This is a genomic window from Streptomyces sp. NPDC001549 (assembly GCF_042894025.1).
Taxonomy (GTDB): Bacteria; Actinomycetota; Actinomycetes; order Streptomycetales; family Streptomycetaceae; genus Streptomyces; species Streptomyces kutzneri.
The window spans coordinates 38,326-61,785 of record NZ_JBIAVJ010000001.1 but is presented as its reverse complement, the minus strand read 5'-3'; the positions used below and the strand labels follow the sequence as shown (position 1 = coordinate 61,785).

Annotated in this window: 24 protein-coding genes; 15 read left to right on the top strand and 9 right to left on the bottom strand. The window is 71.2% G+C overall.

Annotated elements, in window-relative coordinates; translation table 11 throughout:
- Window positions 1-6: 6 nt before the first annotated feature.
- Both ACFY04_RS00305 and ACFY04_RS00300 read left to right on the top strand, forming a co-directional pair.
- On the top strand, window positions 7-366 hold the full coding sequence (locus tag ACFY04_RS00305) for a hypothetical protein (protein ID WP_389113442.1): 360 nt from the start codon (window positions 7-9) through the stop codon (window positions 364-366).
- Window positions 367-493: 127 nt separating this feature from the next.
- Window positions 494-1,585 (top strand): amidohydrolase, encoded by a 1,092-nt coding sequence (locus tag ACFY04_RS00300; RefSeq protein WP_389113440.1) that lies wholly within the window; start codon window positions 494-496, stop codon window positions 1,583-1,585.
- A gap of 185 nt (window positions 1,586-1,770) precedes the next feature.
- Here the strand turns inward: ACFY04_RS00300 and ACFY04_RS00295 are convergent, their stop codons facing one another.
- The 4 genes from ACFY04_RS00295 to ACFY04_RS00280 all read right to left on the bottom strand — a co-directional run bounded on the left by ACFY04_RS00295 (window position 1,771) and on the right by ACFY04_RS00280 (window position 5,671).
- A complete protein-coding gene (locus ACFY04_RS00295; protein WP_389113893.1) occupies window positions 1,771-2,739 on the bottom strand; it encodes a heme A synthase in 969 nt (322 codons plus the stop codon).
- 25 nt (window positions 2,740-2,764) lie between these two features.
- Window positions 2,765-3,898 carry a hypothetical protein gene (locus tag ACFY04_RS00290; protein ID WP_389113438.1) on the bottom strand — a complete coding sequence of 378 codons (1,134 nt, stop codon included), beginning with the start codon at window positions 3,896-3,898 and terminating at the stop codon, window positions 2,765-2,767.
- A 67-nt stretch (window positions 3,899-3,965) separates the two neighbouring features.
- Window positions 3,966-4,748 carry an ABC transporter permease gene (locus tag ACFY04_RS00285; protein ID WP_389113436.1) on the bottom strand — a complete coding sequence of 261 codons (783 nt, stop codon included), beginning with the start codon at window positions 4,746-4,748 and terminating at the stop codon, window positions 3,966-3,968.
- Window positions 4,745-5,671, bottom strand: a complete 927-nt coding sequence (locus ACFY04_RS00280) for an ABC transporter ATP-binding protein (protein WP_389113434.1) — start codon at window positions 5,669-5,671, stop codon at window positions 4,745-4,747. The genes ACFY04_RS00285 and ACFY04_RS00280 overlap by 4 nt, the downstream gene beginning before the upstream one ends.
- A gap of 390 nt (window positions 5,672-6,061) precedes the next feature.
- Between ACFY04_RS00280 and ACFY04_RS00275 the strand changes: the two genes are divergently transcribed.
- The 8 genes from ACFY04_RS00275 to ACFY04_RS00240 all read left to right on the top strand — a co-directional run bounded on the left by ACFY04_RS00275 (window position 6,062) and on the right by ACFY04_RS00240 (window position 12,665).
- Window positions 6,062-6,823, top strand: coding sequence for a helix-turn-helix transcriptional regulator (locus ACFY04_RS00275; protein WP_389113432.1), 762 nt, complete (start codon window positions 6,062-6,064; stop codon window positions 6,821-6,823).
- Window positions 6,820-8,235 carry a Fe-S cluster assembly protein SufB gene (gene sufB, locus ACFY04_RS00270; protein ID WP_389113430.1) on the top strand — a complete coding sequence of 472 codons (1,416 nt, stop codon included), beginning with the start codon at window positions 6,820-6,822 and terminating at the stop codon, window positions 8,233-8,235. The genes ACFY04_RS00275 and sufB overlap by 4 nt, the downstream gene beginning before the upstream one ends.
- A gap of 81 nt (window positions 8,236-8,316) precedes the next feature.
- Window positions 8,317-9,495, top strand: coding sequence for a Fe-S cluster assembly protein SufD (gene sufD / locus ACFY04_RS00265; protein WP_389113428.1), 1,179 nt, complete (start codon window positions 8,317-8,319; stop codon window positions 9,493-9,495).
- Complete coding sequence (locus ACFY04_RS00260; protein ID WP_030009135.1) at window positions 9,495-9,812, top strand: bifunctional 3-phenylpropionate/cinnamic acid dioxygenase ferredoxin subunit; 318 nt, start codon at window positions 9,495-9,497, stop codon at window positions 9,810-9,812. The genes sufD and ACFY04_RS00260 overlap by 1 nt, the downstream gene beginning before the upstream one ends.
- A 7-nt stretch (window positions 9,813-9,819) precedes the next feature.
- Complete coding sequence (gene sufC / locus ACFY04_RS00255; RefSeq protein ID WP_030720347.1) at window positions 9,820-10,587, top strand: Fe-S cluster assembly ATPase SufC; 768 nt, start codon at window positions 9,820-9,822, stop codon at window positions 10,585-10,587.
- The gene (locus ACFY04_RS00250; protein WP_030009137.1) at window positions 10,584-11,840 is read left to right on the top strand and encodes a cysteine desulfurase; all 1,257 of its coding nucleotides are present in this window, start codon (window positions 10,584-10,586) and stop codon (window positions 11,838-11,840) included. The genes sufC and ACFY04_RS00250 overlap by 4 nt, the downstream gene beginning before the upstream one ends.
- A 22-nt stretch (window positions 11,841-11,862) precedes the next feature.
- Entirely contained in the window at window positions 11,863-12,324 is a 462-nt protein-coding gene (sufU, locus tag ACFY04_RS00245) for a Fe-S cluster assembly sulfur transfer protein SufU (RefSeq protein WP_150256905.1), read from the top strand.
- On the top strand, window positions 12,321-12,665 hold the full coding sequence (locus tag ACFY04_RS00240; RefSeq protein ID WP_030009139.1) for a metal-sulfur cluster assembly factor: 345 nt from the start codon (window positions 12,321-12,323) through the stop codon (window positions 12,663-12,665). Before sufU ends, ACFY04_RS00240 begins: the two co-directional genes overlap by 4 nt.
- A gap of 98 nt (window positions 12,666-12,763) precedes the next feature.
- On the opposite strand, the gene ACFY04_RS00235 is transcribed toward ACFY04_RS00240, so the two are convergent.
- Complete coding sequence (locus ACFY04_RS00235; RefSeq protein WP_389113426.1) at window positions 12,764-14,032, bottom strand: hypothetical protein; 1,269 nt, start codon at window positions 14,030-14,032, stop codon at window positions 12,764-12,766.
- A 124-nt stretch (window positions 14,033-14,156) separates the two neighbouring features.
- On the opposite strand from ACFY04_RS00235, the gene ACFY04_RS00230 reads away from it, so the two are divergent.
- The gene (locus ACFY04_RS00230) at window positions 14,157-14,477 is read left to right on the top strand and encodes a DMT family transporter (protein ID WP_389113424.1); all 321 of its coding nucleotides are present in this window, start codon (window positions 14,157-14,159) and stop codon (window positions 14,475-14,477) included.
- Window positions 14,477-15,028 (top strand): TetR/AcrR family transcriptional regulator, encoded by a 552-nt coding sequence (locus tag ACFY04_RS00225; protein WP_389113422.1) that lies wholly within the window; start codon window positions 14,477-14,479, stop codon window positions 15,026-15,028. The genes ACFY04_RS00230 and ACFY04_RS00225 overlap by 1 nt, the downstream gene beginning before the upstream one ends.
- Window positions 15,029-15,198: 170 nt before the next feature.
- On the opposite strand, the gene ACFY04_RS00220 is transcribed toward ACFY04_RS00225, so the two are convergent.
- Window positions 15,199-16,074, bottom strand: coding sequence for a winged helix-turn-helix transcriptional regulator (locus ACFY04_RS00220; RefSeq protein WP_389113420.1), 876 nt, complete (start codon window positions 16,072-16,074; stop codon window positions 15,199-15,201).
- Between the two features lie 121 nt (window positions 16,075-16,195).
- On the opposite strand from ACFY04_RS00220, the gene ACFY04_RS00215 reads away from it, so the two are divergent.
- On the top strand, window positions 16,196-17,413 hold the full coding sequence (locus tag ACFY04_RS00215; RefSeq protein ID WP_389113418.1) for an MFS transporter: 1,218 nt from the start codon (window positions 16,196-16,198) through the stop codon (window positions 17,411-17,413).
- Between the two features lie 9 nt (window positions 17,414-17,422).
- On the top strand, window positions 17,423-18,403 hold the full coding sequence (gene dapD / locus ACFY04_RS00210; RefSeq protein ID WP_389113416.1) for a 2,3,4,5-tetrahydropyridine-2,6-dicarboxylate N-succinyltransferase: 981 nt from the start codon (window positions 17,423-17,425) through the stop codon (window positions 18,401-18,403).
- Window positions 18,404-18,640: 237 nt separating this feature from the next.
- Here the strand turns inward: dapD and ACFY04_RS00205 are convergent, their stop codons facing one another.
- From ACFY04_RS00205 to ACFY04_RS00195, 3 genes are all read right to left on the bottom strand, one after another.
- A complete protein-coding gene (locus ACFY04_RS00205) occupies window positions 18,641-18,895 on the bottom strand; it encodes a hypothetical protein (protein ID WP_389113414.1) in 255 nt (84 codons plus the stop codon).
- Window positions 18,896-19,041: 146 nt separating this feature from the next.
- Window positions 19,042-19,515, bottom strand: coding sequence for a GNAT family N-acetyltransferase (locus tag ACFY04_RS00200; RefSeq protein WP_389113412.1), 474 nt, complete (start codon window positions 19,513-19,515; stop codon window positions 19,042-19,044).
- A 68-nt stretch (window positions 19,516-19,583) separates the two neighbouring features.
- Entirely contained in the window at window positions 19,584-21,425 is a 1,842-nt protein-coding gene (locus ACFY04_RS00195; RefSeq protein ID WP_389113410.1) for an endonuclease/exonuclease/phosphatase family protein, read from the bottom strand.
- A 399-nt stretch (window positions 21,426-21,824) separates the two neighbouring features.
- On the opposite strand from ACFY04_RS00195, the gene ACFY04_RS00190 reads away from it, so the two are divergent.
- Entirely contained in the window at window positions 21,825-23,315 is a 1,491-nt protein-coding gene (locus ACFY04_RS00190; protein WP_389113408.1) for a hypothetical protein, read from the top strand.
- Window positions 23,316-23,460: the final 145 nt, after the last annotated feature.

Here is a 23,460-nt window from a genome sequence, read left to right as displayed (position 1 = left end):
GCTTCCATGGGAGACACCGCAGACACGGCGGCCGCCGCAGGCGCCGCGGACAAGAAGCAGGACCGTAAGGCCGCGAAGCTGGCCAAGCAGATCGGCGCGTTCGCCAGGCAGCACGGCGGCGCCGAGGGCCAGCTCGCCCACATCGGCCAGGCCGGCACCCGGATCGTGCTCGTGGGTACGGACGGCGGCTGGGGCGACCTGATGGCCCCCACCTTCGAGGTGGCCCAGCTGGCCGCGGAGAAGGCGGCGCTGACCCTCCACGACGAGTTCGACGGAGAGTTCGCTGCGCGCGTGCGCACGGGCCCGTACGAGTGGACGCGGATGGCCGGCATCCAGATCGGCGGACCCGAGAACCCGGCGGCCTGAGCCCGGGAGAACGTCCCGGGGACCCGGGAGTGCCGTCTCGGTCAACAGCCCGAGCAACACCTCACACCCCGCTCACCCGTTAGGACGTGTGGAAGCCCCTTCCTCACGTCCGCAACGGGATGCCCGGATGATCGAAACGCCGCCCCTGGCGGACCAGTACTGCCACGGAGTACTCCGTACGGAGCTGGGCCTGGGCACCTTCGAGGCCCAGCTGATGCGCTCGGCCGGCCCGCCCGCCGCGGGCACCACCTTCTTCGACACACAGGCCGGCTTCGCGGTGCGCCGCTGGTGCCCGCCGCTGCTGGGGCTGGAGCCGCACGCCACCCCCGCCCGCTATCTGGCGCGGCGGCGCGAGCTGGGCGCGGCCGAGACCGCCCGGCGGCTGCTGAGGGGATCCGGCGTCGCCGCCTACCTGGTCGACACCGGGGTGCCCGGGGATCTCACCGGGCCCAAGGAACTGGCGCTCGCCGGGGACGCTGAGGCCTTCGAGTCGGTCCGGCTGGAGTTACTGGCCGAGCAGGTCGCCGACACCTCCGGGACGGTGGGTGCCTTCCTCGCCAATCTCGCCGAGGCCGTCCACCACGCCGCCACCGGGGCCGCGGCCTTCACCTGTGCCACGGCCTTCGCCCGCACGGACATCCCGCCCGTCGAACCCGAGCCGCCCGGTCCCGGCGCGGTGCGCGGGGCGGCCGGGCGGTGGCTGGCCCGGCGGCCGCGGGGCGGAGCCGTACGGGACCCCGTACTCCTGGCCCACCTGCTGTGGAGCGCGGTGGCGTCGGGGCTGCCGCTCCAGCTGCACACGGGCGAGGCCGACCCGGCCGCGCTGACCGGGTTCGTACGGGCCACCGCGGGCCTCGGGACACGGCTGGTACTGCTCGGCGGATATCCGCACCACCGCCGCACCGCGCAGCTCGCGGCGGCCTTCCCGCACGTCTACGCCGATACGGGCGCGGCCCTCGGGCAGACCGGGTCACGGGCCGCGGCGGTCCTGGCGGAGCTGCTGGAGATCGCCCCGTTCGGGAAGGTGCTGTTCTCCAGCGGCGGGCGGCAGCTGCCCGAACTGCACGCGGTGGGCGCCCTGGTCTTCCGCGAGGCGCTGGGCCGGGTGCTGGGCGGCTGGGCCGCCGAGGGTTCCTGGTCCTGGCGGGACGCGGAACGGGTGGCCGCCCTGGTCGCGGCGGGCAACGCCCGCCGCGTCTACCGCCTGGACAGGGGGTAGGGACCGGAGGCTGGGGGCCAGGCCCTGTCCGGGCGATCTTCGCGGGCCGGCGACGCCTGGCACGGCACCTCGCCGCGTAGTCGGAGCGCGCGAGTACGGCCAAGTACGAGCTGCGCTCCTCCGCCTTGCGATGCACCGCACCAGACGCCGCGGCCTGATCCACGAAGATCGCCCGGACAGGGCACCTAGGCGGCGGAGAGCTGCGGGTCGGCCTGGGCGGGGATCTCCGCCTGCTCAGCCGGCCGCTCGCGCAGGCTCAGCGCGATCCGGACCACGGCGATCCACACCAGGCAGGAGCCGAGCATGTGGGCGGCGACCAGGGCCTCGGGGACCTGGGTGGCGTACTGCACGTAGCCGATCGCGCCCTGGGCGAGCAGCACGACCAGCAGGTCGCGGGCGCGGGCCCGGGTGTCGGCGGGAGCGTCCACGACGCGCAGGACCAGCCACATAGCGATACCGAGCGCGCACACCAGCCAGGCGGAGACGGCGTGCACGTGGGCGGTGGTGTCCCAGTCGAAGGGCATGCGCTTGATCTCGCTGCTGTCGCCGGCGTGCGGACCGGAGCCGGTCACGACGGTGCCCGCCGCGATCAGGACGAGGGTGGTCGTGAGCAGCGCCCACGACAGCTTGCGCACCGGGCCGGGCACGCGCGGCCGGGGGGCGCCGTCGCCCTCGCGGGTGCGCTGCCAGGTGACCGTCGTCACGGTGATCAGCGCGGTGGCGAGGAGGAAGTGCCCGGCCACGCTGTACGGGTTGAGCCCGGTGAGGACGGTGATGCCGCCCAGTACGGCGTTGGCCATCACGGTGAAGAACTGCACCCAGCCGAGCTTCGTCAGGGAGTGCCGCCAGGGCTTGGCCGAGCGGGCGGCGATGATCGCCCAGCCGACGGCCGCGCTGAGCACGTAGGTCAGCATGCGGTTGCCGAATTCGATGGCGCCGTGGAAGCCCTGCTCCTGCGTCACGATCAGGCTGTCGTCGGTGCACTTGGGCCAGGTGTCGCAGCCGAGGCCGGATCCGGTCAGCCGTACCGCGCCGCCGGTGACGACGATGACCACGCTCATGACGAGCGCGGCGAGTGCGGCCCGCTGGACGGTCCGGGGTGACGGGGTCCAGCGGCTGGTGATGTGGGCGAGGGGGTTCAACACGCCCCATATCGTAGGCGACCCCTTGTGTAAAGTTTCACGAGGGGGTGGCCAGGGGCGCGTCCGGGCCGATGGCCAGCCGGTACCGCGCTCCCGCGGGGTCGCCCTCCTCCTGCCACCACAGGAGGATGCGCCAATGGGCTCCGTCGCCCGGGTAGTCCGCCGAGTCGGCGAACCCGCGTACTAATTCGCCCGCTAAGTCCTCGGCAGTCCGATTCCTTACTTCTGTAGTGCTGTGCCAGGGATGTTCGAGTACGTTCCATAGGCCGTCAGGTCCGCGCACCTCGAAGCGCCACACCGCGAGCCAGGGGGTGACCTCCAGCATCGTGCGCACCTGCTCGGCGTCGAGACCCAGCCCGGCCGCGATCCGCGGCTCCGCCACCCCCTGGATACGGGCGGCCACCACGGCCCGGGGCAGCAGCCGTTCGGGCAGCATCCCCTGCGCGCGCAGGCTGACCAGCGAGCCGAAGGTCAGGAAGCGCAGCCGCAGTTCCAGCTGGCGGCCGATGTGGTCGAGGGCCTCCTCGGCCTCCCCGGACTCCTCCGCGGCCGGGGCCGCGAGCAGCAGCCGGCGGAAGTCGGACTCGGCGGCCACGGCCCAGGCCACGGCCTCCTCGGCGAACCCCAGCTCGGCGAGGCGGTCCCCGAGGAACACCTTGGCCTGCGCCAGGCCCCGCCGGTTGACCGGATCCCGCTGGTCCAGTCCCGCCCAGACCTCCACCGCGGTCCGGGTCAGATCGCGGGCGCGCTCACCGGCCGCCCGCTCCATGGCGCTCGGCCCCTCGCCGGCGGCCGGGCCCAGCGGGTGCTTCGGCAGCCGGGCCCCGTCGCTGAGCGGCCAGGACAGCCAGACCCCGTGGTTGATCAGCCCGCGGGCGTACCAGCGGGCGAACTCGGGGGAGTGCCCCGCCGCGCGCTCGGAGCTGCGCAGCCCCTCCTCGATCGTGGCGAGGGCGCCGGCACGGTCCCCCGCGGCGAACCGCGCGGCGGCCCGGTCGGCGAGGCGCAGCCCGAGCAGCGCGGTGCACCGCGGGTCGTCCGTGAACGGGCGCAGGGCCCCGATCAGCTCGTCGAGGAGCCGCTCACGCTCCCCGGGCTCCGTGTGCTCCGCCCCCGACCGCACCCGTGCCCATTGATCGTCCAGCCGTAGAACGGCGTCCCGCTGCACCATGTCCGCCCCCCGGCTTCATGTGTGAGGGGCCCATCCTCGCGGCATCGCCGCCGCGAGGGGAGGGATTTCATTCCCAGCGGAAGAGCCGTGCGGCGGCGCCCAGACCGAGTACGGCCCAGCCCGCCAGTACGGCCGCGTCGCCCCAGGGGAGCGAAGCTCCGTGCTGGAGCACCTCGCGCAGCCCGTCGGAGAGGGCGGCGATGGGCAGCAGCCCCAGGACGGACTGCGCGGCCTCCGGGAACTTCTCCAACGGCACGATCACCCCGCCGCCGACCAGCAGCAGGAGGAAGACCAGGTTGGCGGCGGCCAGGGTCATCTCGGCCTTGAGGGTGCCCGCCATCAGCAGCCCGAGGCCGGAGAAGGCGGCGGTGCCCAGCAGGATCAGCGCGGCCACCGACAGCGGGTCGCCCTGCGGGGACCAGCCCAGCGCGAGGGCGATCACCGTCAGCAGGGTGATCTGCAGTACCTCGGTGACCAGCACCGACAGGGTCTTGGCGGCCATCAGGGCCCAGCGCGGCAGCGGGGAGGCCCCGAGCCGCTTGAGGACCCCGTAGCGGCGGTCGAAGCCGGTGGCGATGGCCTGGCCGGTGAAGGCGGTGGACATCACGGCGAGCGCCAGGATCCCGGGCGCGAGGAAGTCCACGGACTTCTCGCTGCCCCCCTCTTCAATGGGCACAGTGACGATGTCCACGGCGGAGAAGAGGGTCAGCAGCAGCGCCGGGATGATCACGGTCAGCAGCAGCTGCTCCCCGTTGCGCAGCAGCATCCGGGTCTCCAGCGCCGTCTGCGCGAGGATCATGCGGGACACGGGCGCGGCCCCCGGGCTGGGGGTGAACGTACCGGCGCTCATGCGCGCAGCTCCTTGCCTGTCAGTTCGAGGAAGACGTCCTCGAGGGTGTGCCGCTCCACCGTGAGGCTGCTCGGCATCACGCCGTGCTGCGCACACCAGGAGGCGACGGTGGCCAGCAGCTGCGGGTGGACCTCGCCGGTGACCCGGTAGACGCCCGGGGTGAGCTCGGCGGCCTCGGTGCCGTCGGGCAGCGCCTTCAGGAGCGAGGCGAGGTCGAGGGAGGGGCGGCCGGTGAAGCGCAGGGTGTTCTCGGCGCCGCCGCGGCACAGCTGCTCGGGGCTGCCGTGGACGATGACCTTGCCCGCGTCCACGATGGCGACCTCGTCGGCGAGCTGCTCGGCCTCGTCCATGTGGTGGGTGGTGAGGACGACGGTGACCCCGTCGGCGCGCAGCTCCCGTACGAGGTCCCAGGTCGCGCGGCGGGCCTGCGGGTCCAGGCCGGCGGTGGGCTCGTCGAGGAAGACCAGCTCGGGGCGGCCCACCACGGCCATGGCCAGGGCCAGGCGCTGCTGCTGGCCGCCGGAGAGCCGGCGGTAGGGGGTGCGGCCGCAGCCGCCGAGTCCGAGGCGCTCCACCAGGGTGCCGACGTCGAGCGGGTCGGCGTGGAGCTTGGCCATGTGGCGGAGCATCTCGACGGCGCGGGCTCCGGAGTAGACGCCGCCGGACTGCAGCATCACGCCGATCCGCGGGCGCAGGGCCCCGGCCTGGGCGACCGGGTCGAGGCCGAGGACGCGGACGGTGCCGGCGTCGGGGCGGCGGTAGCCCTCGCAGGCCTCCACCGTGGTCGTCTTGCCCGCGCCGTTGGGACCGAGGACCGCGGTGACGGAGCCGCTCCGGACGGTGAGGTCCAGGCCGTCCACCGCGGTCTTGGTGCCGTACCGCTTCACCAGTCCGCGGATCTCCACGGCGGGGTCGTTGCTCATGAGGGGTGAGTCTACGGAGCCGGGGGAGGGGCCGTGGGTCCCGGGGTCAGGGCCCCTTCGCCTCCGGTTCCTCTTCGGTTCGGCGCCGGTGATTCGAACGCCGCGTCGCGAATACGGTTCTTTTCAGTCGGTCGGCCCTGGAAGCGTCGGCATGTTTCAGTGATCTTTTCCGGAAGCCGATCTTCCCGGCGCCGGGGAGCCGCTTCAGATGCAGGTGTGCTGGTGGGGGGCGGTTTTCGGGCTCGTCGGAGGCATCCGGAAAGGTAGCGGAATATCACCCTCCGAATAACTCTCCGTCGATAAATAAGGTGACCCTTAGTGATGGAGGCCACCAGGAGTGGCGTCCATCACGGCTTGTCGTCGCTCGGTTAATTACGCAACAATGGCGTTGTGAAATACGGCGAACGGCAGATCGACACCCCTCAGGGGGAGCTCGGCACCGGGGAGCGGTCAACCCGCAACCGCGTGGCGCGCTCGATCCTGGACCACGGTCCGTCCACCGTCGCCGACCTCGCCCAGCGTCTCGGCCTCACCCAGGCCGCCGTCCGCCGCCACCTCGACGCGCTCGTCACCGACGACGTGGTCGAACCCCGTGAGCAGCGTGTGTACGGTGCGCGCACCCGGGGTCGGCCCGCCAAGGTCTTCGCGCTCACCGACTGCGGCCGCGACGCCTTCGACCAGTCCTACGACACGCTCGCCGCGGACGCCCTGCGCTGGATCGCGCAGTCGGCCGGCGGCGGCGAGCAGGGCGAGGTGGCCGTCGCCGCCTTCGCCAGGTCGCGGATGGAAACGCAGGCGCGGGCCTACAAGGAGGCCGTCGAGGCCGCCGCCCCGCAGGAGCGCACGGAGGCCCTTGCCAGGGCGTTGACCACGGACGGGTACGCTGCTACGGCGAAGAGCGCTCCCGGTCCGCACAGCGGTGAACAGCTCTGCCAGCACCACTGCCCGGTCGCACACGTCGCCGAGCAGTTCCCGCAGCTCTGTGAGGCGGAGACCGAGGTCTTCTCCCGCCTGCTGGGGACCCATGTGCAGCGCCTCGCCACGATCGCCCATGGCGACGGGGTGTGCACGACGTTCATTCCGCGTGGCGCGAGCACCACACAGACCGACACATCAGTATCTGCAAGTACGGCCGGGAGGAACCCCGCATGACCACGGAGATCGCTCACCCTGAGCTCGATGGCCTGGGCACTTACGAATACGGCTGGGCCGACTCCGACGCGGCCGGTGCCGCTGCCAAGCGGGGTCTGTCCGAAGATGTCGTCCGCGACATCTCGGCGAAGAAGTCCGAGCCGGAGTGGATGCTCAAGCTCCGCCTCAAGGGCCTGAAGCTGTTCGACAAGAAGCCCATGCCGAACTGGGGTTCCGACCTCTCGGGCATCGACTTCGACAACATCAAGTACTTCGTGCGTTCCACCGAGAAGCAGGCCGCTTCGTGGGAGGAGCTGCCCGAGGACATCAAGAACACGTACGACAAGCTCGGCATCCCGGAGGCGGAGAAGCAGCGCCTCGTCGCCGGTGTCGCGGCCCAGTACGAGTCCGAGGTCGTCTACCACCAGATCCGTGAGGACCTGGAGGAGCAGGGCGTCATCTTCCTCGACACGGACACCGCGCTCAAGGAGCACCCGGAGCTCTTCCAGGAGTACTTCGGCACGGTCATCCCGGTCGGCGACAACAAGTTCGCGTCGCTGAACACCGCGGTGTGGTCCGGCGGCTCCTTCATCTACGTCCCCAAGGGCGTGAAGGTCGACATCCCGCTCCAGGCCTACTTCCGTATCAACACGGAGAACATGGGCCAGTTCGAGCGGACGCTGATCATCGTCGACGAGGACGCCTACGTCCACTACGTCGAGGGCTGCACCGCCCCGATCTACTCCTCGGACTCGCTGCACAGCGCCGTGGTCGAGATCATCGTCAAGAAGGGCGGCCGCTGCCGCTACACGACGATCCAGAACTGGTCGAACAACGTCTACAACCTGGTCACCAAGCGCGCCGTGGCGTACGAGGGCGCGACCATGGAGTGGATCGACGGCAACATCGGTTCCAAGGTCACCATGAAGTACCCGGCCGTCTACCTGATGGGCGAGCACGCCAAGGGCGAGACCCTGTCCATCGCCTTCGCGGGCGAGGGCCAGCACCAGGACGCCGGCTCCAAGATGGTCCACATGGCGCCGAACACCTCCTCGAACATCGTCTCCAAGTCGGTGGCCCGAGGCGGCGGCCGCACCTCCTACCGAGGCCTGGTCGAGATCGGCGAGGGCGCCCACGGCTCGAAGTCCAACGTGCTGTGCGACGCGCTCCTGGTCGACACCATCTCCCGCTCGGACACGTACCCCTACGTGGACGTCCGCGAGGACGACGTCTCCATGGGCCACGAGGCCACGGTCTCCAAGGTCTCCGACGACCAGCTCTTCTACCTGATGAGCCGCGGTATGACGGAGTTCGAGGCGATGGCCATGATCGTGCGCGGCTTCGTCGAGCCCATCGCGCGTGAGCTGCCCATGGAGTACGCCCTGGAGCTGAACCGGCTGATCGAGCTGCAGATGGAGGGATCGGTCGGCTGACCGCCGGCCGCGCGGCATCCCCCGCCGCACATCCTTTGACGTAGGCAGTGTTCTTTAAAGAGAGTGAGCAAGACGACAGCCATGGCTGAGGCTCAGAACATTCCGGCGGGTTCGACCACCGCCGGCGCGATCGCGGTGGCCGCCGAGTCCACCGTCGCCACCCGGATGAGTGCGCCCCCGTCCTTCGACGTGGCGGACTTCCCGGTTCCGAACGGCCGCGAGGAGGAGTGGCGGTTCACGCCGCTCGCCCGCCTCAAGGGCCTGCACGACGGCACCGCGGTCGCCAACGGCACCATGAAGGCCCAGATCGACGCGCCCGAGGGCGTCACGGTCGAGTCGGTGGAGCGCGACGACGCGCGCATCGGCAAGGCCGGCACCCCGGTGGACCGGATCGCCGCCCAGGCGTTCTCGTCCTTCGCCAAGGCCACGGTCGTCACCGTGCCCAAGGAGACGGTCCTGACCGAGCCGGTGCGCGTGACGCTGCACGGCGAGGGCGGCACCACCTTCGGCCACACCGTCTTCGACGTGCAGGCCTTCGCCGAGGCCGTCATCGTCATCGACCACACCGGTGACGGCGTGCGCGCCGCCAACGTCGACTTCCTGGTCGGCGACGGCGCCAAGCTCACCGTCGTGTCCGTGCAGGACTGGGACGACACCGCCGTCCACTGCTCCCAGCACAACACGCTGGTCGGCCGCGACGCGACCTTCAAGTCGATCGTGGTCACCTTCGGCGGCGACGTCGTCCGCATCCACCCGCGGATCAGCTACGCCGGCCCCGGCGGCGAGGCCGAGCTCTTCGGCCTCTACTTCACGGACGCCGGCCAGCACCAGGAGCACCGCCTCCTGGTCACGCACGACGCCCCGCACTGCAAGTCGAACGTGGTCTACAAGGGCGCGCTCCAGGGCCAGGACGCCCACGCCGTCTGGATCGGTGACGTGCTCATCCAGAAGAGCGCCGAGGGCACCGACACCTACGAGATGAACCGCAACCTCGTCCTCACGGACGGCGCGCGGGTCGACTCGGTGCCGAACCTGGAGATCGAGACCGGCGAGATCGTCGGCGCCGGCCACGCCTCCGCGACCGGCCGCTTCGACGACGAGCAGCTCTTCTACCTGCAGGCCCGTGGCATCCCGGCCGGCGAGGCCCGCCGCCTGGTCGTCCGCGGCTTCTTCGCGGAGCTCGTCCAGCAGATCGGTGTCGACGACATCGAGGAGCGTCTGCTCACCAAGATCGAGACCGAGCTCCAGGGTTCCGTCTGATGAACTACGTCAAGGCCTGCGCGCTCAGCGAGCTGGAGGAGAACACCCCGAAGCGGGTGGAACTCGACGGCACGCCGGTGTCCATCGTCTCCACCGAGGGGGAGGTGTTCGCGATCAACGACATCTGCTCGCACGCGAACGTCTCGCTCTCGGAGGGTGAGGTCGAAGACTGCATGATCGAGTGCTGGCTGCACGGGTCGGCCTTCGACCTGCGCACCGGCAAGCCTTCGGGTCTGCCCGCGACGCGCCCCGTACCCGTATACCCCGTAAAGATCGAAGGGGACGACGTGCTCGTCTCCCTCACCCAGGAGTCCTGAGGTATCCATGGCAACGCTTGAAATCCACGACCTGCACGTCTCTGTCGAGGCCGAGAACGGCGCCCGCGAGATCCTCAAGGGCGTCGACCTCACCGTCAAGCAGGGTGAGACGCACGCCATCATGGGTCCGAACGGCTCCGGCAAGTCCACCCTGGCGTACTCGCTCGCCGGTCACCCGAAGTACACCATCACCGGTGGCACCGTGACCCTCGACGGCGAGGACGTCCTGGAGATGTCCGTCGACGAGCGCGCCCGCGCCGGCGTCTTCCTCGCGATGCAGTACCCGGTCGAGGTCCCCGGTGTCTCGGTCTCCAACTTCCTGCGCACCTCGGCCACCGCGATCCGCGGCGAGGCGCCGAAGCTGCGTACCTGGGTGAAGGAGGTCAAGTCCGCGATGGAGCAGCTCCAGATGGACCCGGCCTTCGCCGAGCGCAACGTCAACGAGGGCTTCTCCGGCGGTGAGAAGAAGCGCCACGAGATCCTGCAGCTGGAGCTCCTGAAGCCGAAGATCGCGATCCTCGACGAGACCGACTCCGGTCTCGACGTCGACGCCCTGCGCCAGGTCTCCGAGGGCGTCAACCGCGTCCGCGCGACCGGCGAGGTCGGCACGCTGCTGATCACGCACTACACGCGGATCCTCCGCTACATCAAGCCCGACTTCGTCCACGTCTTCTCCGAGGGCCGCATCGCCGAGTCCGGTGGCGCCGAGCTCGCCGACAAGCTGGAGGCCGAAGGCTACGAGTCGTACAGCACGAAGGGTGGCGCGACCGCGTGACACAGCTGCCTGGCCTCCTCGACATCGAGGCGATCCGAAAGGACTTCCCCCTTCTGGATCGTGTGGTCCACGACGGGAAGAAGATCGTTTACCTGGACAACGCGGCGACCTCGCAAAAGCCGCGCCAGGTGCTCGACGCGCTGAACGAGTACTACGAGCAGCACAACGCCAACGTTCACCGTGGCGTGCACGTGCTCGCCGAGGAGGCCACGGCGCTGTACGAGGGCGCTCGCGACAAGGTCGCGGCCTTCATCAACGCGCCGAGCCGCGACGAGGTGATCTTCACCAAGAACGCCTCGGAGTCGCTCAACCTGGTCGCGAACATGCTCGGCTGGGCGGACGAGCCCTACCGGGTCGACCGCGAGACCGAGATCGCCATCACGGAGATGGAGCACCACTCCAACATCGTGCCGTGGCAGCTGCTCTCGCAGCGCACCGGCGCGAAGCTGAAGTGGTTCGGCCTCACCGACGACGGCCGGCTCGACCTGTCCAACATCGAAGAGGTCATCACGGAGAAGACGAAGATCGTCTCCTTCACGCTGGTCTCCAACATCATGGGCACGGTCAACCCGGTCGAGGCGATCGTCCGGCGCGCCCAGGACGTCGGCGCCCTCGTGCTGATCGACGCCTCCCAGGCCGCCCCGCACATGCCGCTGGACGTGCAGGCGCTCGGCGCCGACTTCGTGGCCTTCACCGGCCACAAGATGTGCGGCCCGACCGGCATCGGCGTCCTCTGGGGCCGCCAGGAGCTGCTGGAGGACCTGCCTCCGTTCCTCGGCGGCGGCGAGATGATCGAGACCGTGTCGATGCACGCCTCGACCTACGCTCCGGCACCCCACAAGTTCGAGGCGGGTACGCCCCCGATCGCCCAGGCCGTCGGCCTCGGCGCGGCCGTGGACTACCTGACCGCGATCGGCATGGACAAGATCGCCGCGCACGAGCACGCGATCACCGAGTACGCGATCAAGCGCCTCGCGGAGGTGCCCGACCTGCGGATCATCGGCCCCACCACGGCCGAGGACCGCGGCGCCGCGATCTCCTTCGTCCTGGGTGACATCCACCCGCACGACGTCGGTCAGGTGCTGGACGAGCAGGGCATCGCGGTCCGCGTGGGACACCACTGCGCGCGCCCCGTCTGCCTGCGCTACGGAATTCCTGCGACGACGCGAGCGTCTTTCTACCTGTACTCCTCTCCGGCCGAGGTCGACGCGCTGATCGACGGGCTGGAGCACGTACGGAACTTCTTCGGCTGACGGACGAGGCGACGAGGACGCAGTGAAGCTGGATTCGATGTACCAGGAACTGATCCTGGACCACTACAAGCACCCGCACGGGCGTGGCCTGCGCGACGGCGACGCCGAGGTGCACCACGTCAACCCGACGTGCGGTGACGAGATCACGCTGCGCGTGAAGTACGACGGCGAGACGCTGACCGACGTCTCCTACGAGGGCCAGGGCTGCTCCATCAGCCAGGCCAGCGCGTCCGTACTGAACGAGCTGCTCGTGGGCAAGGAACTGGCCGAGGCGCAGAAGATCCAGGCAGTCTTCCTGGAGATGATGCAGTCCAAGGGCAAGATCGAGCCCGACGAGGCCATGGAGGAGGTGCTGGAGGACGCGGTCGCGTTCGTCGGCGTCTCCAAGTACCCGGCTCGTGTGAAGTGTGCTCTGCTGAGCTGGATGGCGTGGAAGGACGCGACGGCCCAGGCTCTGGGCGGCGCGGAGAGGGAGACGGCATGACCGAGAACGCGACGCCCGAGGCGTCGATCAAGCCGGCCACCGAGGAGGAGGTCCGCGAGGCCCTCTACGACGTGGTCGACCCCGAGCTGGGCATCGACGTCGTCAACCTGGGCCTGATCTACGGCATCCACATCGACGACGCGAACATCGCCACCCTCGACATGACGCTCACCTCGGCGGCCTGCCCGCTGACGGACGTCATCGAGGACCAGGCGAAGTCGGCGACGGACGGCATCGTCAGCGAACTTCGGATCAACTGGGTCTGGATGCCGCCGTGGGGCCCGGACAAGATCACGGACGACGGTCGCGAGCAGCTCCGCGCGCTCGGCTTCAACGTCTGAGCCGTTGTGAACGAGGAAGGGCCCCCGGCGTCGTGCCGGGGGCCCTTCGCGTGTCGGCCGGTCGGCCGGCTGTTCGTCCGGCCGCTCAGCTGTCCGCCTCAGCTGTCCGCTTGGCCGTCCGCCTGCCCGTTCGGCTGTCCGTCCGCCTGTCCGTTCGGCCGCGGATCCGGCTGTGGGCCGGTCTCGGTCCGCGGCGGTTCCGGCTGGGCCGGGGGTGCGTCTGCGGGCGGGGCGGCGGGCGCGCCGGGTGTGGCCGTGGGTCCGGTGCCGGGGGTCTCCGCGGCGAGTTCGGCGAGGATGGCGGAGGCCAGGTTCTCGCGCCGGATCCGCTGGTCCACGTACAGCAGACTGCTGAACAGCTGTGTGTACGCGATCTGGAACATCTGGCTCACGCCGCTGCCGAGCAGAATGAACGAGAAGCCGAGCACGAGGGCGACGATCATGCCCGTCGACGGGCCGCCGGTTCCCTCGCCCCCCTCGGCCATGATCGGGAGCATTCCGAACATGCCGATGAACTGGAAGGGCATCTGGATCAGGTAGGAGACACCCATCGCGATCACGCTGCCGACCAGGGTGATGCCGAAGATCCGCCACCAGTCGCCCTTGACCAGTGCGGCCGAGCGGCGCAGCGCGGTCACGGGACCGACTTCCTCCATGACCGCCACGGCGGGTGCCAGGCCGAGCCGGGTGGCGAGCCAGACGGCCACCGGGGCGGCGAGCAGCACGAGCGCGGGCAGGAGGAGCACAACCTCGGGTGACGGGTCGCCACCCGAGGCGGAGGCGATCACCAGCGGAATCCCCACCGCAAGGGCGGCGAACACCGGGGCGCCCGCGATCAGCCCCGTGAGCGCCAGCGCGCCCAGAACGGCGGGAGTCCGCCGCAGGGCCGTGCGCCACATCGCGCGGAAGGTGGTGGGCCGGCCCATGACCGCCTCGCGGAGGACCGCCGGGCACAGGGCGGTGAGCACCGCCATGCCCAGCAGCCCCACGACGCACAGCAGCACGAACAGGGTGATCGCCGCAACGAGGAACGGTACGAGGTGCTCGGCCGACGGCTCCTGTCCGTAGGGCGGGTCGAAGACGGGCTCGATGTGGTCGTACACGGCGGTGACGGCGATGCCCGCCAGCAGGGCCATGACCAGCAGGATGATGCCCTGCACGGCCACCATCACGCCGACCAGCTGCTTCCAGTGGCGGCCGAGCGTGGCGAACGAAGCGCTCGCGATGTCCCCGAGACCCAGGGGCCGCAGGGGTACCACCCCGGGCTTCGGCGGTGGCGGCGGAGCCCATCCTCCCCAGTGCGGCGCGCCGCCCGGGCCTCCCGGCCCCGGCGCCCCCGTGGATCCCCACCCTGCGTTCTGCGTCATGCATCTGCTCCGTCTGTTCGTTCCCCCATCGAACGCACACCGTATACCAGCATGTCAGGGACATGGCGCGACTTTCCTCCCCGCTTGTGTACGGTCGTACGCATCGATGTGTACAGTTGTACGCATGCCTTACGTCATACTTGCCGCGGCCATCGCCGCCGAGGTCGCCGGAACCACCGCCATGAAGTACAGCGACGGCTTCACGAAGCTGTGGCCGTCGCTGGGCACCCTGCTCGGCTACGTCATCGCCTTCACCCTGCTCGCGCAGACGCTGAAGTCGATGTCGGTCGGCACGGCCTACGCGATATGGGCGGGTGTCGGCACCGCCGCGATCGCCGTCATCGGCATGGTGTTCCTGGGGGAGGCGGCCACCGCCGCCAAGATCGCCGGGATCGCCCTGGTGATCGGCGGGGTGGTCCTGCTGAATCTCGGCGGGGCCCACTGATGACCCCCGGTGTGCGGCGCTACGACCCGGACCGGCGGCAGCGGATCATCGACGCGGCGCTCCGGGTGGTGGGCGAGCGGGGCATCGCCGGGCTGACCCACCGCAGCGCCGCCGCGGAGGCCGACGTACCGCTCGGGTCGACGACGTACCACTTCAAGACGCTGGACGACCTGCTGGTCGCCGCGCTGCGCCAGGCCAACGAGGGCTTCGCGCAGGCGGTGGCGGACTCGACCGCACTGGCCGACCCGGACGCGGACCTCGCCGGGGCCCTGGCCCGCCTGCTCGGGGAGTTCCTGGCGGCGGACCGGGGCCGGGTCGAGCTGGAGTACGAGCTCTACCTCGCGGCCCTGCGCCGCCCGGCGCTGCGGCCGGTGGCGGCGCAGTGGTGCGAGGCGATGTCGGCGGCGCTGAGCCCGCGGACCGACCCGGTGACCGCGCGGGCGCTGGTGGCGGCCATGGACGGGATCGGCCTGCAGGTCCTGCTCACGGACGCCGCGTACGACGAGGACTACGCCCGCGAGGTCCTGCGGCGGATCCTGCGGCCGTCGTAGGCGCGCCGCTGCCGCCCGGACTCCTTCCCGCGCGCCGGTCCTCGGACACCGGCCGGGCCCGCACGACCGGGTCCGGGCGGGGCCCGGACCCGGAAGGGGGGAGCGGCTCCATCGGTGGCCGGGCGGCCGGGTGGCGTGGCGGCCGGGTGGCGTGGCGGCCTGGCGGCCGCTCAGCCCGCGGAGCGTACGGCCGCGAGAGCCGTCCGCACGCTCGCCTCGATGTCCTGGATCGGGTAGATCACCTCGCGGACCGTGCGGTCGCGGTCGATGACGAGCGTCAGCCGCTTGATCCGGCTCGTGCCCGCCGCGCGGAACGTCGGCAGGCGCAGCGCGGCCGTCAGCGCCAGATCCGTGTCCGACAGGAGCGGGAACCGCAGCCGCTCCTGCTCCGCGAACTCCCGTTGCTCGTCCGGGCGCTGGGTCGACACCCCGTGTACGGTGGCGCCGGCCGCGGTGAACTCCGCGAGCTGGTCGCGGTAGGTGCACGACTCGAAGGTGCAGCCCCTGGCGCCCGGGATCCCGGCCCAGCCGGGCGGGTAGGACTCGGCGCGCGCGTACGCGCCCGGGAAGCAGTACAGGACCGTGAACGGGGTGTCCGCCACCGGGTCGCTCAGCTCGCCGAAACGGTCCGGCAGCAGCAGCGGGGGCACCCGCGTGCCGCGCAGCGCGTGCACCCGTTCCGCCTCGCGTGAGGTCTCGTCGGCCGTCGCCGTCATCTCTCCCTCTCCCAGGACCCAGGTGTCTCCCCAGTCCTGGAGAGCCACCAGGACGGGCAGCAGCCCCCGCCCGCGCGGGGTCAGCCGGTACTCGTGCCGCACCGGGCGTTCCTGGTACGGCTCGCGCGACAGCACCCCGGCCTCGACGAGCAGCTTCAGCCGCTCCGCCAGCACCTTGCGGGACATCCCCAACTCGCGCTGGAGCTCGTCGAAGCGGTGCAGACCGCGCGCGGCGTCGCGCACGATCAGCAGCGTCCACCAGTCGCCCACCACGTCGAGGGCCTGGGCGATGGCGCAGTCCGCGTCGCCGAGGTGTGTGCGCTGGGCCATGGGAACTCCTTCGTCCGTTGACCCAAGGCTGTCATGCTGACATAGTCCGTTCCCAAAGGGAACTTATTAGTGGGGCGGGGGCACGGGTGTGCTGCAGGGGTTCAAGGACATACCGAGGGTTGTGTGGCTGTTGGCTGCGGGGGTCTTCGTCAACGCCGTCGTCAGCTTCACCTTCGTCTTCGTCTTCCTCTACCTGACCGGCCCGCGCGGCCTCGGCGCCGCCCAGGCGGGCCTCGTCACCGGAATCAGCGGCATCGGCCTGGTCGCCGGCAACTTCACCGGCGGCTGGTACGGCGACCGCTTCGGACACCGCCGGGTGCTGATCGCCGCATCCACCCTCGGGGGTCTGGCCCTCGCGACCCTCCCGCTGCTCCCCCTGCCGCTCCTCTACGTGACCCTGCCCGTGGCCCAGTACGCCTCCGGCGTGATCCGGGCCGCCAACTCCGCGCTCATCTCGGTCAGCGTCCCGGAGGGAGCCCGCCGCCAGGCCTTCGCCCTCGTGCGCTGCGCCTCCAACGGCGGATTCACCCTCGGGCCGCCGCTGGGCGCCCTGATCGCCACCGGCTTCTCCTACGACTGGCTCTTCGTCGGCGACGGCGTCGGCACGCTCATCTTCGCCCTCTGGACCGCACGGGTCGTCCCGGCCCGCGGTGCTCCCCGCACACCCTCCGGGGCCCAGGACGGGGGTCCGGGCCGCGGCGAACGGGGCCTGTGGCGCGAACTGCGCGCCCGCCCCGCCGTGCTGGTGCTGCTCGGCGCGATCCTGGTGACCGACATCGTCTACCGCCAGCAGTACTTCACCTTCCCCGTCTTCCTCGCCGACCACGGCCTGGACGCGCGCGCCTTCGGGCTCGTCATCGCCCTGAACGGAGGGGTGATCCTGCTTCTGGAACTGCCCGCCGCCGTCGCCCTGCGCAAGCGGCCGGCCCTGCCGGTCGTCGGCGCCGGGATGGTGCTCGTCGGGGCCGGGTACGCGGCGCTGCTGCTCGGGGCCGGGATCGCGAGCGCCGTGACGATGATGATCCTGCTGAGCCTCGGGGAGATCCTCTACAAGACCACCGCCACCGCCCACATGGCCGACGAGGCGCCCGAGCACGCCATCGGGCGGTTCCAGAGCCTGTACGCGGGCGTCTCGGTCAGCGGGGTCGTCCTCGGTCCGCCCCTCGGCGGAGCCCTCTACTCCGTCGCGCCCGGGCTGCTGTGGCCGCTCTGCGCGGTGCTGGCGGCGGGGGCGGGCGCGGCGCTGTTGGGGGCGCACGCACGCCAGGCCCGGCACGCGGCGCGACCCGTGCGACCGTCACATGAGACCGGTTCGCAACCGAAGGCCGTCGCCGGTTAGGTTTCGGATATGACTGCTACGCGTACCACCGGCGCCGTCGCCGCCGGACTTGCCACCATCACCGCCGACGGCACCGTCCTCGACACCTGGTTCCCCGCCCCCGAGCTGGTCGCCGAGCCCGGCCCGGCCGGCACCGAGCGCCTCACCGCCGACCAGGCCGTGGAGCTGCTGGGCGCCGCCGCGGCCAGGGCGATCCGCACGGACGCGGTCCGCGGCGTCGAGGTCGTAGCCGTACGCACGGTCATCTCCTCCCTGGAGGACAAGCCGCTGGACGCGCACGACGCGTACCTGCGCCTGCACCTGCTCAGCCACCGCCTGGTCAAGCCGCACGGCCAGAACCTCGACGGCGTCTTCGGCCTGCTGACCAACGTCGCCTGGACCTCGCTGGGCCCGGTCGCCGTCGACCAGGTCGAGACCGTCCGCCTCAACGCGCGCGCCGAGGGCCTGCACCTCCAGGTCACCTCGATCGACAAGTTCCCGCGGATGACGGACTACGTCGCGCCCAAGGGCGTGCGCATCGCCGACGCGGACCGCGTCCGCCTCGGCGCGCACCTCGCCGAGGGCACCACGGTCATGCACGAGGGCTTCGTCAACTTCAACGCCGGCACGCTCGGCACCTCCATGGTCGAGGGCCGCATCTCCGCGGGCGTCGTGGTCGGCGACGGCTCCGACATCGGCGGCGGCGCCTCCACCATGGGCACCCTCTCGGGCGGCGGCAAGCAGATCATCTCGATCGGCGAGCGCACCCTGATCGGCGCCGAGGCGGGCGTGGGCATCGCGCTGGGCGACGAGTGCGTGGTCGAGGCCGGCCTCTACGTGACCGCGGGCACCCGCGTGACCCTGCCGGACGGCCAGATCGTCAAGGCCCTGGAGCTCTCCGGCGCCAACAACATCCTCTTCCGCCGCAACTCGGTGACCGGCGCCGTCGAGGCCCGCCCGTACAAGGCGGCCTGGGGCGGCCTGAACGAGGTCCTGCACAGCCACAACTGACGCCCCGTCGCGTCGGCCTGCACAAGAGCGCCCTCCCGGGACCGGGAGGGCGCTCTTGTGCAGTGACGCACACGTTCCACCGGCTCAGCGGAGCCGATCGGCCTGGTCGTACTCGGCGGCACGAAAGCGGGGCCAGTAGGTGCGCTTCGGTTCTGCCCGCTCGATCATGGCCCGCAGGACCTCACCGTGCAGCACCCGCACACCGTCAGGGCCTGTCCGGCGCCGCGGGGCCGGACGTCAGCTCAGGGGGATCGTGCGCACCAGGCCCGCGAAGGCCTGCTTCTCCGCCTCGGTCAGTTCCACCGACTCCATCGGGTGCGCGGCGGAGCCGCGCTGGGCCGGAATCATCGGCAGGCCCTCGGCGGCGGCGGGATCCGAGGGGGCGAAACGGCTGTCCTCCCGCATGTGGCGGAGGCCGGTGAACCAGACGATCGCGGCCACGAGCAGGACGGCGAGGCCGATTTCCTGAGCGGGGGAGATGGAGGGGAGCACGAGGATCCTCCGGGAGTGCGGTCGGTACGAGCCGGTAGCAAGATCGAGCGTGGAGATACTCAACCACCACAACCGGTCGATTCGGCAGGGATGTGTCGAGCGTCACGCCAGGGCCGAAAGTCCCCAGCTTGTCCGAGAAGGCACCGTTACGGCTCCAGGTGCAGCTTGAAGCCCTCGTGGCTGCGTGCGAAGCCCAGCCGCTCGTAGAACCGGTGCGCGGCCGTCCGCCGCTTGTTGCTGGTCAGCTGGACCAGGCCGCAGCCGCGTGCGCGGGCCCGCTCGGCGGCGAGCCGCATCAGTTCGGCGCCGAGCCCCGCGCCCCGCCGGTCCGCGCGGATCCGTACCGCTTCCACCAGCGCCCGTTCCTGCCCGTTCTGGCCCAGGCCCGGGATGTACGTGAGCTGGAGGCAGCCGAGGACGACCTCGCCCGCCTTGCCCGCCGCGTCCGCCTCGTCCGTGAGGACCAGCAGCTCGTTGCGCGGGTCCGCCTCGATCGCGGCGAAGGCCCGCTCGTGCGCCTCGCCGATCACGACCCGGGCCGGGTCGGCGACCGAGTCCTCGTCGGCGAGCAGGGCGAGTACGGCGGGCAGGTCCTGGCGGGTGGCCTCACGGAAGATCATGGCGGGATTGTGGCAGGGGGCCCGGCCGGGACGGCGGCCGGACCCCCTGCAGTGCGGGACCCGGGGGGTTACGGGCGGAAGCGCAGCACCTGCGGGTCGTGGTCGCTGTTCTGCGCCGAGAACTCCGCGTTGATGTGCACGCTGTCGTACGTGAACTTCTTGATCGCCGGGCTGGTCAGGATCTGGTCCAGCACCTGCGCGTTGCCCTGGTAGACGTAGGAGTAACGCTCCGCCTTCGGCAGCGACTTGATCGCCGGGTACAGCGCCCCGCCGTCCGCCAGCGCGTCCGTCGTCGCCGAGAACTCGAAGTCGTTGATGTCACCGAGGACCAGGACGTCGGCGTTCTTGTCCTCCGCCAGGATCTGCTTCACGAAGCCGTTCACGGCCTGCGCCTGGAGCAGTCGCTTGGTCTCCGAGGAGCGGACCGGCGGCTGGTGGTGCGAGGTCAGGCCCTCGTCGCCGCCCTTGGAGCCGAAGTGGTTGGCGATCACGAAGACCGTCTTGCCGCGGAAGGTGAACTCGCCGGCGAGGGGCTTGCGGCTGTCCGCCCACGCCGGGTTGGCGGGGTCGATGCGGCCGGGGGAGTGAGTCAGGGCGGCCTTGCCGTTGACCTTGGTCACGCCGGTCGCGGTCACCGCGTCGCCCGGGGCGCGCTCGGTGAAGGAGACCCGCGCCGGGTTGAAGAGGAACACCTGGCGGATGTTGCCGCCGGGCTCGCCGCCGTCCTTCTTGTCCTCCGGGTTGATGGTCCGCCACTGGTAGGCCGGGCCGCCGGCGGCCGAGATCGCCGCGGTGAACTTGGCGAGGGTCTGCTCGGCCGAGACGGTGCCGTCGTTCTTGGCGCCGTTGTCGTCCTGGATCTCCTCCAGGGCGAGGACGTCGGGGGAGGCCAGGTTCTCGACGACCGCCTTCGCCAGCGCGTCGAACTTCTCCTGCGGGTCGGTCGGGTCGAGGTTCTCGACGTTGTACGTGGCCACCGCGAGCTCCTGCTCGGCCTGCGGCTTGGTCTTCTCGGGGGCGAGGGTGCCGGCCTTGACGGTGCCGAGGGTGCGGGCCGCCAGCGTGTAGCCGCCGAACTGGTTGAAGTCCAGCGGGCCTTCCGTGGTGCCGGTCAGCCGGTCGCCGACGTTGGCCACCGGGAAGGGCTGCTGCGCGACGGGCGCGAGCTGCTGGATCTGCAGGCGGCCCGTGTTCTGGGACTCGTAGGAGCCGTAGACGGTGCCGCCGCGCTTGGCGGTGTTCTCCCAGCCCTTCACCGTGACCCACAGCTCCGAGTACGGGTCGGTGGCGCCGACCACGCGGGAGGTGCCGATCTTGACGTTCATGCCCTCCAGCGACTCGTAGTGGTCGAGGGCGTAGCGCGAGGGCTCCAGGGTCAGACCGTTGATGCTGCCGCCGGCGGCCGGGTCACCGGCCGGGGCGTACTCCGCGGGCACCGAGTACTCGGTGATCGCGGTGGCCTCGGGCAGCGCGTTGCCGGAGGAGACCACGGTCACCGTCGGCTTGGAGATCTGGGTGACCGACTGGTTGCCGGAGTTCACGCCGCCGGGGATGTACTCGCCGACCGTGCCGGAGACCTTGACCGCGTCGCCCGCGGTGACGGTCGGGACCGAGTTGGTGAAGACGAAGACGCCCTCGCTGGTGGCGTCGTTGTCGTCGGCGTCCGGGTCCTGGATCCAGAAGCCGCGCGAACCGTACGTACGTACGCCCGTCACGATGCCCTCGACGTCGGTGACCTGCTTGCCGTTGAGCGGGGATATCCGGGTGGTGCCCTGAATGTCGTGGATGCGTATCGGATCGGCGGACACGGCGCCTTCGGCCGCGTCGGCGGAGCCCGCGAGCAGGCCGGTGGCCAGTGCGGTGGCGACGAGGGCCGCGACGGCGGCGGAACGGGGATGCGAGGAGCGCATGGGCAGGAACTCCGGTGTGGGAGAGGGAAAAGGTGGGGGGTGCGGCAGTGAGATCTGCGGGAGGCGTGCCGCTCCCTATACATCTACGCGCGTCAATTTCCTGTGTGGCCAGCAAAGTTGTCAAGCCCTCCAGGGAATACGACAGCTGACTGTGGGATGAACCAAAGGGGATGGCCCGCCGGACACGCCCGAAATGCGTCTACGCTGGAGCGCCGTACGAAGGCCACGCCTGTCATCTGCGCCACATCCGCATGCCCGCACTGCCCGTCATGTCGGCCATGTCATCGAAATCCGGGCGCACATGACGGTCCGGCCGACAGACGGCCCGTGTCACCAACGCCACACCCCGTTCCACCCCGCCCTGCCCCGCCCCACCGCGTCCGCGAGGAGAACCGCCCCATGTCCGCAAACTCGCACCCCACGCTGCCGCCCGTACGACTGCACTCCGACGCGGAACTGGCCCGCGACGCCCTCGGCGCCCCGCTGTTCGCGCGCGCGGTACGGCTTGCCCGCTGGGCCGGACCCGACACCCGTGTCGGCGTCGGTGGGGAGCTCGCCACCGCCCAGCTGCCCGAGGCCGCCGCGGTGCTCGGCCTCGACGCCGCCGACGCGGACTCCGCCGGGTACGCGAGCCAGGCCTGGCGCGTGGCCGTGGACACCGGTCTGGTCGACGTGACCGAGCCGGAGGACGACGGCGGGGAAGGCGACGAAGAGCGCTTCGGCACGGCCGCGCCCGGTGAGGACCTCGCGCTGGTGACGGGCGGTGCGCCCGGCGACGTGCTCGACCTCTGGCTGGCGGCGCTGGACACGGTGCTCGCCGACGCGGCGGTGCCCGACCTGGACGACCTCGTCGACGCGCTGGACGCGGGCGGCGAGATCGACTTCGACCGGCTGGACTGGAACCCGGGGCGCGAGGCGGACTTCCTCGACGAGGTCCTCGCCAACCTCTACCTGCTCACCGTCACCGAGGGCAGGTCCGCGGACGAGCCGGTTCCGCTGCCGGTCCTCGCCGCGTCGATCGTCGTGCCCGACGACATGGGCGAGCCGACCGACGCCGTCCTGGAGCAGGTCTCGGACGCGATGATGCGGCTCGACGACCAGTTCCGGCAGCTGGAGCCGATCGGGCTGGTGGAGTTCCGGCCCGTCGACGAGGAGCTGATGGCGGAGACCGACGGACCCCTGGAGCCGGAGGCCGCGAGCGCCGCGACCGCCGTGGACGACGAGGACGTCTCCCGCTACGGGATGGTCCGTCTGACCCCCCTCGGCCTGTACGGGATCCGGGCCCGGATGCTGGAGGCCGGGGTCGATGCCCCCGCGGTCGGTGAACTGGCCGAGAAGGGCGCCGACGCCCTCCTCGACGCGGTCTCCTTCTACTCCGAGAGCGCCGCCCAGGCCGAGATCGAGCAGTGGCTGGCGGGCCGGGAACTGCCCGCCGCGGCCGCCGAGCTGCTGGCCGCCGCCCGCGGGGACGACGAGGGCGGCCCGCTGCGCCGGCTCCGGTGCCAGCAGGCCCTGGCCCCCGCCGGGCCGGAGGCCGAGCCCGCGGTCCGCTCGGTGCTGGACGACCCGGAGCTCGGCGGGCTCGCCCGGGTCTGGCTGGCGGAGCGCGGGGTGAGCGACGTACCGGCGCCGGACCCGGAGATGGTGTTCTGGCTGACGGTGGACACGATCGCGGCGCAGCTCGCCGCCGACGGGGAGACGGAGGAGCTTCCGCTCCTGATGGAGACCCTGACCGCTCATCACACGGGCTTCTTCGATCAGGTGTGGCGGGTGGAGCACCCGGCGACGGCGTACGTCCTGGAGGCGATGGGCCGGCTGCACCCGGACAAGAAGGCGGCCAAGGAGGCCCGCAAGGCCGCGTTCAAGGCCCGCTCCCGCCGCCCGGCCTAGGTCCTGTCGTCGAAGTGGCGTCGGCCCGACGGCACTTGGACGACAGGGCCTAGCAGTCTGGCCCAGGGGAGTTCGGGCGGTCGGGCGCCTCATCCGCATCGGGCCGTGCCCGGCCCGCCCGGGCCGGGGTGCCCGGGCCGGCCCG